We start from the raw sequence: 15,677 nt of genomic DNA, 5'->3' as shown, positions 1-15,677 counted from the left end.
GATCTAGGACATAATAAAGATCTGAGCAGTAAAAAATGGAGCCAAAATGATCGCTATTCCCTTACCTTTTGTGGTTGCCCTACTGCTGGCGATATTGGCGGTTTTATTATTTGTTCGCAGAGAAGACACCACGCAATCCGCGTTTATATTTGTCGCTTTATGCGCGTTAACAACAACGGTCGTGGGTTTACGCTGGACGTTTGATTACGCATTATTGCGATTGCTGCAACCCATTTTGGCTTCGTGTATCCCTGTTGCGGCTTGGTACTGTTTCTCAAGTGCTCATCAGCGCCATAAATTTAAAGTCTGGCACCTTTTACCACCGGTCTTCGTTACCTTGGCGTCTTTCACCTATCCATTCTGGCGACCGCCTTTGGACCCAATGTTAACGCTGCTTTATGTGGGTTATGGCGTGGCATTGATACGAGCGTCTTTCAAAGCGTCCGACTTACCTGAGCAAGTGCGTTTATCCGACATGGATAACGCACTAAAAGCCGAACGCATCGCCGGCGCCATGCTGTTGATGTCTGCGCTTATTGACGGAGCCTTGGCGGTCGACTTCGCTGTTTTTGCCGGTCAACATGCTCAGGTCATTCTCGCTATTGGTCATGCTGTGTTGCTGCCCGTTTTGGGCATTACGGTGGTTTTATTGAGTTTGAGCATGGCACCCAGCAGTGTCGACACCGCCCAAAGCAACGCCAAAATGGCAAATACTGACGCGCCAAAAGAGACGTCGACCCAATCGTTGTCGGACGATGAAGTGCACGATATCGCTCACAAAATCGATGTTTTGCTGACCACCAAAGACGTGTTTCTCGACCCAGATCTCACGCTCGATCGACTCGCTAGAAAAGCCTGTATTCCTGCGCGTCAGATCTCCGCCGCGATCAACCAAGTTTACGGTCGCAACATCTCACAAGTCGTGAACGAATACCGTATTGAGCGCGCCAAATCACTGCTGTTATCCACCGACAAAACCATCACCCAAATCTATTTAGATTCCGGATTTCAGACGAAATCGAACTTCCATCGAGAGTTTTCTCGCGTGACGCAACAAACACCGAGCGCCTTTCGGCGCGCTAACAAGAAGAGTTAAGAAGCGTGGATAAATCGAACGATGTCTTGATACATCACCTGATGAAGTTCATCTCGTGACCTGTCATGGCCGTCTTGGCAAACAATGCCATCGCCCGGCTCTTCCTCTTCGATCAACTCAATGGCACCGGGCTTACAAAGCTGCATGAAGCTAAAGTGCGCGGCGTCTGGATAAACTATGTATTGGCGATGATTTTTAGGAATATATTGGGCGAGAAAACCGGACTCTTCTGCTTGAGGTAAATCACCAATATCGACATCGGCCGCGAGAATTAATGTCGGAATGGTGAAACGCTGTAAGCTTTGGCGGGAAAAGCTACGCGCCAAGCCTAAATCCAATGAAACCACTCGCTTGATTCGCGTGTCTTGCAAACTGCCCGTTGGTTCGCCCACTTGCACTTGCTCTAGGCCAAGTTCCGCCCTCAAACCACACACACGAGAACTCGCTTTCAGGCTGCATTCTTGCTTCAACTGATCACGATCAAATTGCGCACCCGCTAGCAACATCACCGTCCAGCCGCCCAATGAATGGCCAATTGCAGTAACGTTATTAGCGTCGATATTTGGCAATAGGTAAGACTCGTTTAACAACCAATCCAACAAACGCGATAAGTCACCTGCACGCTGCCACCACTGAGCCGCTGCTTGCGCAGAATGATCAAACGACGTGGTTCCAGGGTGATCAAGCGACGCCACAACATAACCGTCTTGAGCTAATTTCGTTGCAAGCCAATTCTGATTACGCCAATTGCCACGATAACCGTGAGAAATCACTACCAGCGGAAACTTACCCGCCTGAGGCGTTCCCACTCGTACTACATTGGTTCCCAAAAACGCCGCATTTTCCGCAACTTTTTCAGTGGGAAAGGTCGTCTGTGATGGATACCAAACACTGGCTTTTAACGGCCTATTGTTGTCTGTATATAACTGAACCTGATCAAAACCCACCGAATACGCAGAAGCATTCACAGACCAGCAGCCGACTAAAAAAACAAAACACGCAAATCGTTTCATGATGATATTTCCTTTCAAAGTGCTTTTAAAAAAAGTCATTTTGAAAGGGAAATAGGAGTAATACGTCCTAAAACAGGATTGAGGACGTTATGAAAACAAGGCGATTAAAAGCCTGAAAAAATACACCTAAGAAAATCGTCTATTGTTACTTATCTGTCATATTAATTTCGTACCCTAGCAATAGATAAACCGCTAACACCGCTTATGGAGACGACATAATGAAAATGAAGGACCAACTAGAGAGCGCTCAGCCGATGAAAAAGCACAAGGCGAAGTCCAAAAAGAATGAGCTAAAAAAGAAGAAGCAAGAGAAGCTGGAAGCAAAGAAACACAGCAAAGAAAAAAAAGCCGACAAGCCGAAAGCAGCAGAAACCAACACGCATATTACTCCGTCAATTGTCGACCAAAAAAGTCGTCTCAAGCAAGCTGAGAGCCTTGATGCGGAAACTAGCAACACTAACCGTCAACGTGCTTCCAAAAGCCTCACGCCAATGACAAAAGAAGAGCAGTTGATCGCGATTAACCTGATCATTAAACGCTTGCTTATGGATGAGATAACCCAAGGCGCGGCATTACGAGAATTACGCGTCGGGGTGTTGGGGCTAAGACAGGATGCGTACACTGAGTTAACAGGAGTGTCTCGCAAGACGTTATCTGAAATTGAAAATGACAAAGGCAATTACACGGCCGAAATCATTAACAAAGTATTTAAGCCCTTCGATCTTAAAGTCGGCCTGGTGCCTACTTCTAGCCAATTACTGTCGGCTATTTTGATCCACTAAGCGTCTTTTTATCTAAGACAAAAAAGTGACGTTAGCCACGCGATGCCGTGGCTTCCATTTTTTTGGCGAGGTCGATGTCTTTCAGCGATATTCCAGACACATCGTGAGTGGTCAATTGCACTTTCACCGTACTGTAAACGTTGAACCATTCTGGATGATGGTCTTTTTTTTCTGCGTACATCGCGCACACAGTCATAAACCCAAACGCTTGCTGAAAGTCTTTAAATTTAAAGGTTTTAGTGAGTTTGCCATTGTCTAAAGTCCAATCTGGTGACCCTGCTGAATTGAGCTGTTGGAGTGCTTGCTCTATCTCGTGTGGTTCAAGTTTTCGATGCGTCATTCTTTTTTCCTCTGTATCAATGCAAAAAATCCCTTTTACACTGTAGTGCAAAAGGGATTCGTAGAACCAAGCATTTTATAAAAAAAACCTTATTTGATGGTGAAGTTCACATCAATGTTGCCACGCGTTGCATTTGAATATGGGCAAACCTTGTGAGCGGCTTCAACCAATTGCTCAACAACGTCCTTTTCAACACCAGGCACATTCACTTCCAAATCGGCGCAGACAGTGAAACCTTCGCCTTTGGTGTTCGCGCCAATACCAATAGTCGCCGTAACGTTAACATCATTAGGGATTTTAACTTTCTGTTGTGACGCCACCAACTTCAGTGCGCCAATGAAACACGCAGAATAACCCGCTGCAAAAAGTTGCTCTGGGTTAGTGCCTTCGCCACCCGCGCCGCCTAACTCTTTTGGCGTGCTTAGGGCAAGATCCAATTTGTTGTCAGATGACACTGAACGACCATCGCGGCCACCGGTAGAGGTTGCTGTTGCGCTATAAATTGCTTGCATAATATTGCTCCTAACATGACAAGACTAAGTTATTCGAATAATTATTATCGCGATAACTATAAAATTAAATAAAAGCTCAGTTACCTGAGCTGTTGGCAATTATGTTATTGCAATAACTATTATTACGCAACCATTATTTTACAAGCTGATCTCTGAGAGCCACCAACTGTTCACGCAACGCCACCACAGACGCCATGTCTAAATCACACGCTTCTGCCACACAACGGTTTACTTCCAAGCCTTTTTCACGAAGCTGTCGCCCCTTTTCCGTCAGCGCGATGCTCAAACTGCGATCGTCTTCCACGCCGCGTAAGCGCTGCACTAAACCATCGCTTTCCATGCGCTTTATGACTGGTGTTAGCGCACCCGATTTTTGTCCAAGTGCATCCCCAATATGCTTCAAACTCACACCGTCTTGTTCCCATAGAATGAGCATGATGGTGTATTGTGGGTAGGTCAGACCGATGGCAGAAAGTGGCTCTTTATAGAACTGCGTCATCGCCAAAGACGTGGAATACAAGGCAAAGCACAATTGATTGTCGAGCAGCAAAGGGTTACCGGAAAATTTAGAATGGTCAGAAGTCATAAGCTCTCATTGATAGTGGCGCACATTGTTATAGCGATAATGATTAAATATTTTACACTTTTAGCGGCAACCACACACGGCTAAATTTTTCTTCATTTGCGGTTAAATGAACAAAGTTTAATGTTACGGCCATCTTGCCGTTAATTACCCTGCGCTATAGTGACGTCATGCTCATTCAAGCCACCACATTAAAACGAGGCATTACCATGACACTTAAAGCGAAGCTCAAAATCATTTTCACAACCTTTTTTTCCATCAGCGTCTTAGTCGCCGCGTGTTCCACTGCGCTGCTGATGAGCAGCACAGCGCAAGCAAAAAACCACGACGACTACCGCGAAAACCAACTCATGCTGCTGGCGTTGAAATCAAGTCAGGTTTCGATCACCCAGATTCTGGAAAAATTCAAAGCTGACTACCCTTCCATCGTAACGGAAATTGAACTGGACGATGAAGACCATATATTGGTGTACGAGGTCAAAGGCATCAACCTTGAAGATGGGGTCAAATACAAGGTGCAATACGCGCTACACAATGGCGAAGAAATCGATAATTATTCCAAATCGTTGAGCTTCTTGGGGTTCAATAAATTGGATGATCATGACGTAGAAGCGCTAGAAACCATACAAGACCAAGGTTTATCGGCTCTCGATGTTATTGCAAAAACAACGCTTTCAGAAGGCGCCTACATTGAATCCATCGAGCTGGAGAACAAACGCGGGCTTACCTTTTATGAAATAAAAATTCTCGGTCCAATGGGCTGGACCAAGCAACTGATGGACGCAAAATCCGGTGACGTCATTCCGTCCTTGCGACGCTAAAGATTTCAGCAACCGAAAAACTTGCTAACATATGAGACGTTCTCAGACTGAACAACGACAATAGGAACCTACTTTGCGCATTTTGGTGGTAGAAGACGATCTCGTCACACAAGGCTTTATTAAAAAAGGACTGACGGAACAAGGCTATCAGGTTGACGTTGCCAGTGACGGTCAGGACGCTTTGTTTCAGGCGTTAGAATCGGATTATCAGCTGATCATTCTCGACCGTATGTTGCCAAAGTTAGACGGACTGACGGTTCTTAATACATTACGCAATGCCCAAAAAACCTTGCCTGTTTTGATTCTGAGTGCGTTGGATTCCGTTGATGAGCGAGTAAAAGGGCTGCGTGAAGGTGGGGATGACTATCTGGTCAAACCCTTTGCCTTTGCCGAACTGCTCGCACGCGTTGAAATATTACTCAGAAGGCAACCCACCAGCACAGCACAACAAAACACATTGTTGCGCGTCGCGGACCTAAAAATGGATTTGCTCAGCCGACAAGTGTGGCGTGCTGGAAGAGAAATAAGTCTGCAGCCGAAAGAGTTTCAGATTCTACGCTATCTAATGGAACACCCAAAACAAGTCATCACCCGCACCTTATTATTTGAGGCGGTGTGGGATTATGATTTTGACCCTCAAACCAATGTCATTGATGTTCATGTGGCACGCTTACGCAAAAAGGTAGAAAACGATGACCTTCCCCCGATTCTTGAAACAATACGCGGCGTTGGTTATCGATTGGTTGAAAACACGACGGGCTAGCTTTGTCTGGCGTTTTACTCTGCTCTACACGGCGTTGCTCATCACCTTAATCGCCGTGGTGTTTTTTGTGCTTTATCAGCTTAGCATTGGTGAGATCAGCCGAAGTTACCAACAGCAAATTCAGCTCATTACCCAGCAACAACGCCTGTTCAATGAGCAAATGAGCGAAGAAGAATACTTGGCTCAATTTAGCGACCAAACTCAGCAAATCAATAACATTATCCTCGCCTACCAAAATGCAGAGACGACTTACGGACATTTAACGAGCATACCCAACAATCTCTTAGCTTGCCCTGCGCAAACCGCCTTTCTGGTCGACAGCATCAGCGAGCTGCGCTTCTACATAGGGTGCATCGAACCGCTCGCCAACGGGCGTCTGTTAATCGCATTCGATGACGAAAACCTGTATTTTTTGCGGGTGCAATTTCTTCGTGCGGGCGTACTGGCCTTGCTGCTAACACTCGCACTGGGCATTTTGTCGGGGCGATATTTGTCGACGCAATTGTTGGGGCGCATAAAAGGCATCAATGACACAGCCAAAGTCATCCAATCTGGCGATCTGGCCGCGCGCATCCATATTAGTCATCGCAACGACGAATTTGACCTGCTTGCCAGCTACATCAACAGAATGCTCAACCAGCTTGAAGATTCTTTTCATGCCGTGTCGGGTGTCACCGATTCCATTGCCCACGATCTTCGAACGACTCTTGGCAGGCTGCGTCTACGACTCGAAAGCCACCTTCACTCCATCAACGACACCCCCATTAACGAAGAACAGTTGCAAGAAATGCTGGAAGACTTGGATCACATCCTAACCACGTTTAGCGCCATGTTAGAGCTAAGTCGACTGGAAGATAAACAAGCTCGCTCCCAGTTTCGCCATGTTGATTTGAATCAGGTTGCAGAAGACGTGATCGATTTAATACAACCCTTAGCGCAGGAAAAACAGCAAACGCTATCGCTGATCATCACCCCCCAATCGTTTATACAGGGCGATAAAACGCTGATCTTCCGCGCTATGTTTAACACCCTAGAAAATGCCTGCAAATACACAGACATTGGCGGCACGATTGAATTCATCACCACTCCCACAGGTTTTATTGTCAAAGACAACGGCCCAGGCATAGCGGATGAATTTAAAGACAAAGTGCTGCAACGCTTATTTCGCCTAGAATCAAGCCGTACCAGTCCCGGCTATGGATTGGGTTTTCCATTGATCAAAGCCATCGCCCAATTTCACAAAGGCAAACTCGAACTCCAAGACAACCAACCCGGTTTGCAAGTGCACGTTACCTTGTGCGCGCACCGCCCGTGAGAAAAGCGCCTTTCCACGCCGTGCTATGTAGTATAAATTCAGTCTTCTTCGCTCAGTAAGCGCAACAAAATAGCTCAACCTCATTCATTGGGAAACAACATGAATAGTTCCAGCAACACATTCGGCAGCATCGAGCTTATTTTAGCCATGATGCTGTCTGGCACCATCGGCTATTTTGTGATCAGTTCAGGGCAAGCGTTTTGGAATGTGGTGTTTTTCCGCTGTGTCATTGGTGCCGTCGTTCTAGGGGGCTATGCTTATTATGCGGGTCTTATTCGTCGTGAGTATTTCCGCCGCAACGTGTTGCTGATGATTATCTTAGGTGGCATCACCTTAGTGGCAAACTGGGTATTCTTGTTCGCCTCGTTCAATTACATTCCGTTTTCTATCGCCACCGTCGCCTATCACATGCAGCCGTTATTTTTAGTCATAACAGGTGCGTTAATTACCAAAGAAAAGTTATCGGGCCACTTATTGTGCTGGCTCGCATTGGCGTTTGTTGGTTTGTTTTTGATCGTTGAATTGGATCTAAACGAGATCAGCGCGCTATTTTCAGACGAACAAAGCCATGACGGTTCTTCGGCATTGTTTGGGTTGTTGCTCGCCTTGGGTGCGGCCTTACTGTATACGGCAACCACCTTGGTCACGAAAAAAGTCAGCCAAGTACCTTCGACATTTGTGGCTCTGGTACAAGTGATCGTTGGCGTCTTTATGCTCTTACCCTTCGCAGATTTCGACAATGTGCCAACACAAACCAGCCAATGGATGGATCTATTGATACTCGGTGCCGTGCTAACCGGATTTATGTACATCATCATGTACGACAGCTTTCAAAAATTACCCACCAGTTTGATTGCTTTGCTGTCTTTTATTTATCCGATTACCGCGTTATTTGTCGACCACTTTGCCTTTTCAACTCACATCAGCCTCATGCAAATCCTTGGCGTGATACTGATATTATTGGCCGTCAGTGCCGTAAAATTTAATTGGACGCTTTCTCTCACAAAGAAACAATAGGACGAACGACCATGTCAAAAATCACCCTAAGCGGCCACATTGAAGTGCCATCAGAAGATCTCAATGAGGTATTGGCAGAACTACCCAACCACATCGCGCTGACTCATCAAGAAGCGGGCTGCATCACCTTCTCTGTCACCAGAGACTCAAGCAACCCGCAACGCTTTGATGTCTATGAAGAATTCACCGACAAGGTCGCATTTGAGAAACATCAAACCAGAGTGAAAGCGTCTCATTGGGGTAAAGTAACGAAAAATGTTGAGCGGTTGAATACGATCTCAGAAGCTTAAAACTGCCACGGAGTTTACTTCGTCACCCGCTCAATCACGTCTTCTATCCATGCAACCGTTAGCCAATCCGGTGCAGAGGCGGAGCGGGAAAAGGCAATTTGTACCGCTGGCAAGGCAGGCAGTAGTTCGCTTTCGATGATTTCCAGTGAATCATTCACGCTGATGCTAGCAATGGCGGAGATGGCTTTTTCGGCCATTAGCAGGCTTTCAATAAGAGTGAGATTGGCGGTGACGCAATACAATCGATAATCCGTGCCTTTCTTTTGCAAACCATCGACCGCACTGGAGTGGAATTTACAGCTCGATTCGTACAGCGCGAGCGAAAGCGGTTTAAGTGAAGTCCAATCAAAGCCTTTTTTAGCGACCCAAACGCCTTTGTCTTGGAACAAGGTTAAGCCTTCGTCACTGTCTGGCGTGCGAGTGACCAATGCCAGATCCACTTCGCCTTTGTCCATCAACTCTCTTAGTTCAGCAGATGTGCCTGTGCGAATCCGAAAGCGAATGTTCGGCAGCATGCTTTCCATAACAGACATAATGACGACCAATAAATTCGCCACGTAATCATTAGGGCAACCTAAATTAAGCAAAACACCCTGCTGTGGGCCTTTGATGGATTGCAAGGCGCTTTCTTGTAGCTGCAATATGCGCCGCGCGTAATGCACCAGTTGCTGCCCTTCTTCGGTCAACACTTGGTCGCGTCCTTGTTTATGAAACAACGCCGCACCAACGTGCTCTTCCAATCGCTTCATCTGCATACTGATGGCCGATGGCGTACGAAACGTCTGCAAAGCGGCACGCTGAAAGCTGCCGTGATCGACAATCGCCACGAGGGTTTTTAATAATTCCGTATCCAATGCCATCCTCTCTTGTCTATTCATCGGCCTGACGTTCGCACATTCATCAATATGCGTGATGCCAGCCTTCAATTTAATTGGCTTTTTTCCGTGTCCTACTTGGCGCAATATTCGACCATCAACCAAAAAGGAAACCACTATGATTCTGCACGATTTTTTGCCTTCGGGAAATGGTTACAAAATTCGTTTGATGTGTGCGTGTTTGGGACTAAAAATCACCCTAAAAGAATACGACATTACCCAAGGAGAAACACACACACCGTCCTTTTTAGCGATGAACCCAAACGGTAAAATCCCGGTGTTGGAATTGGATGACGGACAATGCTTGAGCGAAAGCAACGCGGTTCTGCTTTACCTTGCTGAGCAGTATAAGTCGGCGTTATTACCCACCGACCCCATTCTTCGAGCCAAGGTCTATAAATGGTTATTTTGGGAACAATACAGCCACGAGCCGAACATTGCCTCGCCACGTTTTTGGCTGACTCACAACGCCATGACGGAGTTAAAAGAACGCATGCTGCCAGACCGCATTCAACAGGGTCACGCGGCATTGAAGCAAATGGACACAACGTTAGCAACACACGCGTTTCTGGTGGGAGATTCCATCACTCTGGCGGATATTTGCCTTTTCCCTTACACCCACGTGGCGGAGGAAGGCGGCGCTTATCAATTGTCTGAATATCCGAATATTCTCCGTTGGATTCGTGACATTGAAGCCTTGGATTGGTTTATTCCCATTACTCAAGCGTAGTCCGCCCATACAGCCCCTCGCTACTTCTTTATTGAAGTAGCGCATGTGAAGATGAAAATTCACCAGCCAACAGGCCTTGTTGAGCTAATCGTCCTTCCGTATAGTCAGCTTTTTCCAAGGGCAGATTGTGTCCATGCCTCATTTTGTTATATTATAACAATTAAATACTATGGAATTCTATTCACCTTGACCAGCCAAACCAGCAATACTCCGATCAACAACCGCCAACAAGACGATGCTCCCTACGCGTTTTTTTCTGCTTGCAAGCCCGCTGGAGTGCAGTTGAACGACGTTGCTTGGTCACCTTATCGGGGTCAGGAGTTGCTCAAGCCAATCACCATCAATATTCATCCAGGCGAGTTTCTTGCGGTGGTTGGGCCAAATGGTTCTGGAAAAACCAGTTTATTGCGCTGCCTTTATCGAACGAACAAACCAACCAAGGGTTCCGTCTTACTCGATGGCATTGATGTTTGGTCGCTGTCGCCACGCCAATGTGCCCAACGCATCGCCACCGTGTTACAAGACACTGGCGGTGAATTTGGTCTAAGCGTGTTTGAAATGGTAGAAATCGGCCTGACTCCTAAGTCTCTTGTTTGGGGGCGCTCCGATGAAGATTATCAGATCGTCGACAGCGCACTCGCCTTGCTTGATGTGGCGCATTTAGCCGAACGCTCTTTTGATTCCTTGTCTGGTGGCGAACGCCAACGAGTGATGATCGCCAGAGCCTTGGCGCAGCGCCCTGACGTACTGATTCTGGATGAGCCAACCAATCATCTCGACATTCGTCACCAGCTTGATGTGTTGGCCTTATTAGCAAAACTGCCCTGCACGCTTATTGTGTCATTACACGATTTGGCTCTCGCCTCCGCTTACGCTGACCGAGTACTGGTAATGCAGGATGGCGAAATGCAAGACTGCGCGCCACCCAATGATGTCTTTACCCAGCAACGCATCAAACAAGTATTTGATGTAGACACCATAATTGATGAACACCCCATCACACAACGACCTAGATTTTCCTTTTACATCAATGATTAACATATTTCATAGGCTTTCTATCATGACAGCGAATTCCACGACATACACCAAACACACATCATTACTTATTGGCGGCGCATTACTCGGCCTGTTACACACTGGTTTGGCCAGTGCTTCTGGCTATCCTGTGACGGTACAAAGCTGCGACCGTGAGGCCACTTTTGAGCAAGCGCCCAAAGCCGCGGTATCAAACGATGTGAATCTAACTGAGATGATGTTGGCCCTTGGTCTACAGGATCACATGGTCGGCTTCACTGGCGTTTCTGGCTGGAAAACACTAGACCCTGTGCTACGCGATGGCATTGGTGAATTACCTGAACTTTCTTCTAAATACCCAAGCAAAGAAGTCCTATTAGGTGCCGATGCCGACTTTTATTTTGCTGGCTGGAACTACGGTATGCGTGTCGGCGGTGGCGTTACGCCAAACATATTAGCACCGCTTGGCATCAAGGTTTACGAGCTAACCGAAAGCTGCATTCACATCATGGACAAACCAAAAGTTTCCATGGATGACCTGTATGTGGATTTACTCAACCTAGGTCGTATTTTTGACAAAGAAGAAAAGGCCAAAGCCTTAGTAAAAGGTTATCAACAAGACCTTGCGAATTTCCAAGCTAATCTCAAGCCATTAAAAACAGCACCGAAAGTCTTTGTTTACGATTCCGGTGAAGAACAACCCTTTACCTCTGGTCGCTTCGGTATGCCAACGGCATTGATCGAAGCGGCAGGCGGTAAAAACATCGTCGATGATGTACAAAAAAGCTGGACACAAATTGGTTGGGAAGCCGTTATTGACCGATCTCCAGAGGTGATTATTATCGTCAATTATGGCGATGTGACTGCAGAGCAAAAAATCAATTTCTTGCGCAGCAATCCTGCCTTCGAAAATATCCCAGCGGTGAAAAACAACCATTTCGTGGTATTGGAATACGTCGAGGCCACACCAGGTCCTCGTAATATTAATGCGATTAAACGCTTAGCTGAGGCGTTTAGAACCGCGTCATGAAAGCAGGTCAGAAAAAGCTCACCATCATGGGACGCGTTCCCCTGCCCGCGTTGTTAATCATGCTGAGCATACTGCTGCTGTTATTAATGGGCGTGGCGATTGGCGTGGGTTCCGTGTCCATTAGCCAGTCCACTGTGTGGAGCGTGATCGGCCATAAATTATCGATTACCAATATGCAGCCTAACTGGTCGATGGGACGCGAAAACATCATCTGGGCCGTTCGCTTGCCAAGAACACTACTCGCTGCCATGGTTGGCGCAGCGTTAGCGATTGTGGGCGCGGCGTTGCAATCTGTTACTCGCAATCCTTTGGCCGATCCGCATTTATTGGGTGTGTCTTCTGGTGCGGCGTTAGGCGCGATTATAGCCTTGCTCCACACTGGCATGATTCTGGGCGTGGTTACGGTTCCCGTGTTTGCCTTTATTGGTGCCTTAGGTGCAATGTTTTTAGTCTTGGCCGTCGCGAACTTTTCCTCGGCACACAGCGCGGGGCGTTTGATTCTAGCGGGCGTGGCGGTAGCCTTTGTGCTGACGGCCTTAGGGAATTTATTCATCTTTATGGGCGATCATCGCTCGTCTCATACGGTGATATTCTGGATGCTCGGCGGCTTGGGACTGGCTCAATGGGGACAACTTTGGTTTCCACTGGTCACGCTTTTATTAGGTTCCGGCTATTTGATTTACAACGCCCGTTATCTAAATGCCATGACCCTTGGCGATGAAAGCGCCAGCACCTTGGGCGTTCCGGTTGAGCGATTCCGCCTGATTGTGATTGTTGTCTGCGCGCTGCTGACTGGCGCGGCGGTGGCTTTTTCTGGTGTCATCGGCTTTGTCGGCTTAATGGTACCGCATATCGTGCGCTTGTTGGTTGGTGGTGATTACCGCAAAGTCTTACCTTTATCGGCGTTATTCGGCGCTCTGTTCCTCGTCGCGGCTGACATTGCTTCCAGAGTCATCATGCCACCCGAAGACATGCCAATCGGTATTCTTACAGGCCTTGTCGGCGGCATTGCCTTCGTCTTTTTGATGCGGCAAAAACGTAACGTCTCGTTGTAAGTTGCGAACAAAAGAACACTTGCGTTATTGAAGCCTAACATCCAAAATACTGTTTATATATACAGTATTTTGGATGATGTTATGTCTACTTCTTTTACCAACAACAGCGATCAAAAAGGTGAGAAATCCCCTTTTAATAATCCGATCAAAGGGCGCGGAACAGCCAATAATATGGCCGGGCGTTTTGCGATTACCTTGGTGGAAGTGGATGAAAACGACGAAGCCATTGCCTTATTAGAAACCTCTTCGCCCAAAACAGAAGTTCGCTACGAACGCGCCAAAAGCATTATTAGTCGCAATTCGTCTCCTGATATTCCTTTTCGTATGTCAGTGAACCCTTATAAAGGCTGCGAGCATGGTTGCGTGTATTGCTTTGCTCGCCCAACTCATGCCTATTTGGATTTGTCGCCAGGGTTGGATTTTGAAACCAAACTGGTTGCCAAAACCAATGCGGCGTTTTTGTTTGAAGAAGAATTGGCGCATTCTAAATACCGCTGCGAACCCATTGCATTAGGGATCAATACCGATGCGTATCAGCCAATTGAGAAACAGCTCAAAATCACTCGGCAATTATTGGAAATCGCCTTGGCGCACCATCAGCCAATCTCGCTGATCACCAAGAGCACACTGATACTCAGAGACATAGATTTGCTCGCGCAAATGGCAGAGAAAAAGCTTATCCACGTGGCAATCAGTGTGACAACACTGAATAACGATTTAAAGCGTATTTTGGAGCCCAGAACAGCGTCTGGGAAGACGCGTTTACAAGTGATTAAAACCTTACGCGAAGCAGGAATTCCGGTTTCGGTTCTGGTTGCGCCGGTGATTCCTTTTATCAACGATAACGAGCTAGAAGAAATCGTCACTGCTTGCGCGGAGGTGGGCGCGCAATCCATCCATTACATTATGTTGCGTTTACCTCACGAGGTTGCGCCTTTGTTTTCGGATTGGCTCCACCAGCATTACCCAGACAGAGCAGAACACGTTTTGCAGCGTATTATGGACATGCGCGGCGGCAAGCTCTACAACAGCCAATTTGGCAAGCGCATGACAGGTGAAGGTATTTTTGCAGATTTAATTAACCAACGTTTTCACGTAGCACGACGCAAGTATGGATTGGATGACAACCGCCTAAGCTATCTCGATTGCCGTCATTTTGCGGTTCCGCCAAAAGAAGGCGACCAAATGGCGCTGTTCTAGCCCTTTTCAACACGAATCACTCTTTCCTGCCCTCGTGGTAATTTTACTGATATAACTGCGGTTATTGCGATAAATAGAGTGGATATTCCAAGGCACATCCCAAGTCCGTATTCTTGATATATCCAGCCAGATAAAACGGTACCGATCAGCCGCCCCATTGCATTGGCCATATAATAGAAGCCGACGTCCAGAGAAACACCGTCTTTTCCCGCATAACTGACAATAAGGTAGCTATGTAATGAGGAATTCACAGCAAATAAAGCACCGAATATTAGTAAACCAGCAATTAAAATAAATGGGACATTCCACTGATAATAAAGTGATAGTGCAATAGTCGCAGGAGTTATAGCGAGCGCGAGGGCCCACAGCATGGCATGACGACCATCTGGGGGAGTATCTTTGCGATTACCGGTTAGTTTTGGGGCAAAGCCTTGCACTATGCCATAACCAATGACCCAAGTAGCCATAAAGCCACCAACATACCAGTGGTCCCAATTAAAGACGGTGGCAAGATAGACGGGTAAGGCCACAACAAACCATACATCTCTTGCGCCAAATAAAAACATTCTTGCCGCAGATAAGGTATTTACTGCTTGGCTTTTCGAGAAAATATCGGTGAACTTGGGTTTGTTTTTGGCCTTGCCAAGGTCTTTTTTAAGGCTGATTAAGCTGGCGATCCACACAACTGTTAACATTGCCGCCATGAGCAAAATAGCACCTTGGAACCCTAATAGACTGAGCAGTGCACCTCCCAAAAAGAAGCCAACGCCTTTTAAGGCATTTTTAGATCCAGTTAGAATGGCGATCCACTTGTACAGTTGCCCTTGGGCATCGTTTGGCACGAGTAGTTTAATCGAACTTTTCGCGCTCATCTTGTTAAGGTCTTTGGCGATACCGGATAAGGCTTGCGCGCCCATTACCCAAGGCACAGTGAGCAAACTGGCAGGAGCCAGCAGCATGGCAAGGGCAAGGATTTGCATAAACAGTCCCATGTTCATGGTGCGGTTCAAGCCGAGACGAGCACCGAGCCAGCCGCCCACCAAATTGGTGATCACGCCAAACACTTCGTAAAAAATAAACAACATGGCGATTTCAAAAGGGCTATAACCTAGCCCGTAGAAATACAGCACCACCAACATTCTTAATGCACCATCGGTTAAGGTGAATGCCCAATAATTCCCCGTCACTATCATGTATTGACGAATTTGCGGGGAAAGCTGTGTTAGCCATGTCATAGTCGA

Annotated in this window: 18 protein-coding genes; 12 read left to right on the top strand and 6 right to left on the bottom strand. The window is 46.9% G+C overall.

The window, feature by feature from the left end; all coding sequences use genetic code 11:
- Nucleotides 1-46: 46 nt before the first annotated feature.
- Nucleotides 47-1,096: a helix-turn-helix domain-containing protein gene (locus AABA11_RS01485; protein ID WP_338264801.1), complete on the top strand. Its 1,050-nt coding sequence runs from the start codon at nucleotides 47-49 to the stop codon at nucleotides 1,094-1,096.
- Here the strand turns inward: AABA11_RS01485 and AABA11_RS01480 are convergent.
- A complete protein-coding gene (locus AABA11_RS01480) occupies nucleotides 1,093-2,109 on the bottom strand; it encodes an alpha/beta hydrolase family protein (protein ID WP_338264799.1) in 1,017 nt (338 codons plus the stop codon). The genes AABA11_RS01485 and AABA11_RS01480 overlap by 4 nt on opposite strands.
- A 218-nt stretch (nucleotides 2,110-2,327) precedes the next feature.
- On the opposite strand from AABA11_RS01480, the gene AABA11_RS01475 reads away from it, so the two are divergent.
- Nucleotides 2,328-2,891 (top strand): helix-turn-helix transcriptional regulator, encoded by a 564-nt coding sequence (locus tag AABA11_RS01475; RefSeq protein ID WP_338264796.1) that lies wholly within the window; start codon nucleotides 2,328-2,330, stop codon nucleotides 2,889-2,891.
- A gap of 31 nt (nucleotides 2,892-2,922) precedes the next feature.
- Here AABA11_RS01475 and AABA11_RS01470 read toward each other — a convergent pair whose 3' ends face one another.
- From AABA11_RS01470 to AABA11_RS01460, 3 genes are all read right to left on the bottom strand, one after another.
- A complete protein-coding gene (locus AABA11_RS01470; RefSeq protein WP_265728344.1) occupies nucleotides 2,923-3,231 on the bottom strand; it encodes a 4a-hydroxytetrahydrobiopterin dehydratase in 309 nt (102 codons plus the stop codon).
- Nucleotides 3,232-3,320: 89 nt separating this feature from the next.
- On the bottom strand, nucleotides 3,321-3,743 hold the full coding sequence (locus AABA11_RS01465; protein ID WP_265728343.1) for an organic hydroperoxide resistance protein: 423 nt from the start codon (nucleotides 3,741-3,743) through the stop codon (nucleotides 3,321-3,323).
- 133 nt (nucleotides 3,744-3,876) lie between these two features.
- Entirely contained in the window at nucleotides 3,877-4,329 is a 453-nt protein-coding gene (locus AABA11_RS01460; protein WP_265728342.1) for a MarR family winged helix-turn-helix transcriptional regulator, read from the bottom strand.
- A 167-nt stretch (nucleotides 4,330-4,496) separates the two neighbouring features.
- On the opposite strand from AABA11_RS01460, the gene AABA11_RS01455 reads away from it, so the two are divergent.
- The 5 genes from AABA11_RS01455 to AABA11_RS01435 all read left to right on the top strand — a co-directional run bounded on the left by AABA11_RS01455 (nucleotide 4,497) and on the right by AABA11_RS01435 (nucleotide 8,532).
- A complete protein-coding gene (locus AABA11_RS01455; RefSeq protein ID WP_338264793.1) occupies nucleotides 4,497-5,147 on the top strand; it encodes a PepSY domain-containing protein in 651 nt (216 codons plus the stop codon).
- A gap of 73 nt (nucleotides 5,148-5,220) precedes the next feature.
- Nucleotides 5,221-5,910: a winged helix-turn-helix domain-containing protein gene (locus AABA11_RS01450; protein WP_338264791.1), complete on the top strand. Its 690-nt coding sequence runs from the start codon at nucleotides 5,221-5,223 to the stop codon at nucleotides 5,908-5,910.
- Nucleotides 5,840-7,225: a sensor histidine kinase gene (locus AABA11_RS01445; protein ID WP_338264789.1), complete on the top strand. Its 1,386-nt coding sequence runs from the start codon at nucleotides 5,840-5,842 to the stop codon at nucleotides 7,223-7,225. The genes AABA11_RS01450 and AABA11_RS01445 overlap by 71 nt, the downstream gene beginning before the upstream one ends.
- 99 nt (nucleotides 7,226-7,324) lie before the next feature.
- Entirely contained in the window at nucleotides 7,325-8,242 is a 918-nt protein-coding gene (locus AABA11_RS01440; RefSeq protein ID WP_338264787.1) for a DMT family transporter, read from the top strand.
- Nucleotides 8,243-8,253: 11 nt separating this feature from the next.
- Nucleotides 8,254-8,532 carry a putative quinol monooxygenase gene (locus AABA11_RS01435; RefSeq protein WP_338264785.1) on the top strand — a complete coding sequence of 93 codons (279 nt, stop codon included), beginning with the start codon at nucleotides 8,254-8,256 and terminating at the stop codon, nucleotides 8,530-8,532.
- A 14-nt stretch (nucleotides 8,533-8,546) separates the two neighbouring features.
- Here the strand turns inward: AABA11_RS01435 and AABA11_RS01430 are convergent, their stop codons facing one another.
- A complete protein-coding gene (locus tag AABA11_RS01430; protein WP_338264783.1) occupies nucleotides 8,547-9,524 on the bottom strand; it encodes a LysR family transcriptional regulator in 978 nt (325 codons plus the stop codon).
- 1 nt (nucleotide 9,525) lies between these two features.
- On the opposite strand from AABA11_RS01430, the gene AABA11_RS01425 reads away from it, so the two are divergent.
- The 5 genes from AABA11_RS01425 (at nucleotide 9,526) to AABA11_RS01405 (ending at nucleotide 14,436) form a co-directional block, all read left to right on the top strand.
- A complete protein-coding gene (locus tag AABA11_RS01425) occupies nucleotides 9,526-10,137 on the top strand; it encodes a glutathione S-transferase family protein (protein ID WP_265728335.1) in 612 nt (203 codons plus the stop codon).
- Between the two features lie 186 nt (nucleotides 10,138-10,323).
- Nucleotides 10,324-11,175: an ABC transporter ATP-binding protein gene (locus AABA11_RS01420; RefSeq protein ID WP_338264780.1), complete on the top strand. Its 852-nt coding sequence runs from the start codon at nucleotides 10,324-10,326 to the stop codon at nucleotides 11,173-11,175.
- Nucleotides 11,176-11,197: 22 nt separating this feature from the next.
- On the top strand, nucleotides 11,198-12,181 hold the full coding sequence (locus AABA11_RS01415) for an ABC transporter substrate-binding protein (RefSeq protein WP_338264778.1): 984 nt from the start codon (nucleotides 11,198-11,200) through the stop codon (nucleotides 12,179-12,181).
- Nucleotides 12,178-13,236: a FecCD family ABC transporter permease gene (locus AABA11_RS01410; protein WP_338264776.1), complete on the top strand. Its 1,059-nt coding sequence runs from the start codon at nucleotides 12,178-12,180 to the stop codon at nucleotides 13,234-13,236. The genes AABA11_RS01415 and AABA11_RS01410 overlap by 4 nt, the downstream gene beginning before the upstream one ends.
- An 81-nt stretch (nucleotides 13,237-13,317) precedes the next feature.
- A complete protein-coding gene (locus tag AABA11_RS01405) occupies nucleotides 13,318-14,436 on the top strand; it encodes a PA0069 family radical SAM protein (RefSeq protein WP_338264774.1) in 1,119 nt (372 codons plus the stop codon).
- Here the strand turns inward: AABA11_RS01405 and arsJ are convergent.
- Nucleotides 14,433-15,671: an organoarsenical effux MFS transporter ArsJ gene (gene arsJ, locus AABA11_RS01400; protein WP_338264772.1), complete on the bottom strand. Its 1,239-nt coding sequence runs from the start codon at nucleotides 15,669-15,671 to the stop codon at nucleotides 14,433-14,435. The genes AABA11_RS01405 and arsJ overlap by 4 nt on opposite strands.
- Nucleotides 15,672-15,677: the final 6 nt, after the last annotated feature.

It is taken from the genome of Marinomonas pontica, assembly GCF_036322735.1.
GTDB classification, from domain to species: domain Bacteria; phylum Pseudomonadota; class Gammaproteobacteria; order Pseudomonadales; family Marinomonadaceae; genus Marinomonas; species Marinomonas pontica.
Note: the sequence above shows the minus strand (reverse complement) of the source record. Positions and strands in the feature narration are given on the sequence as shown.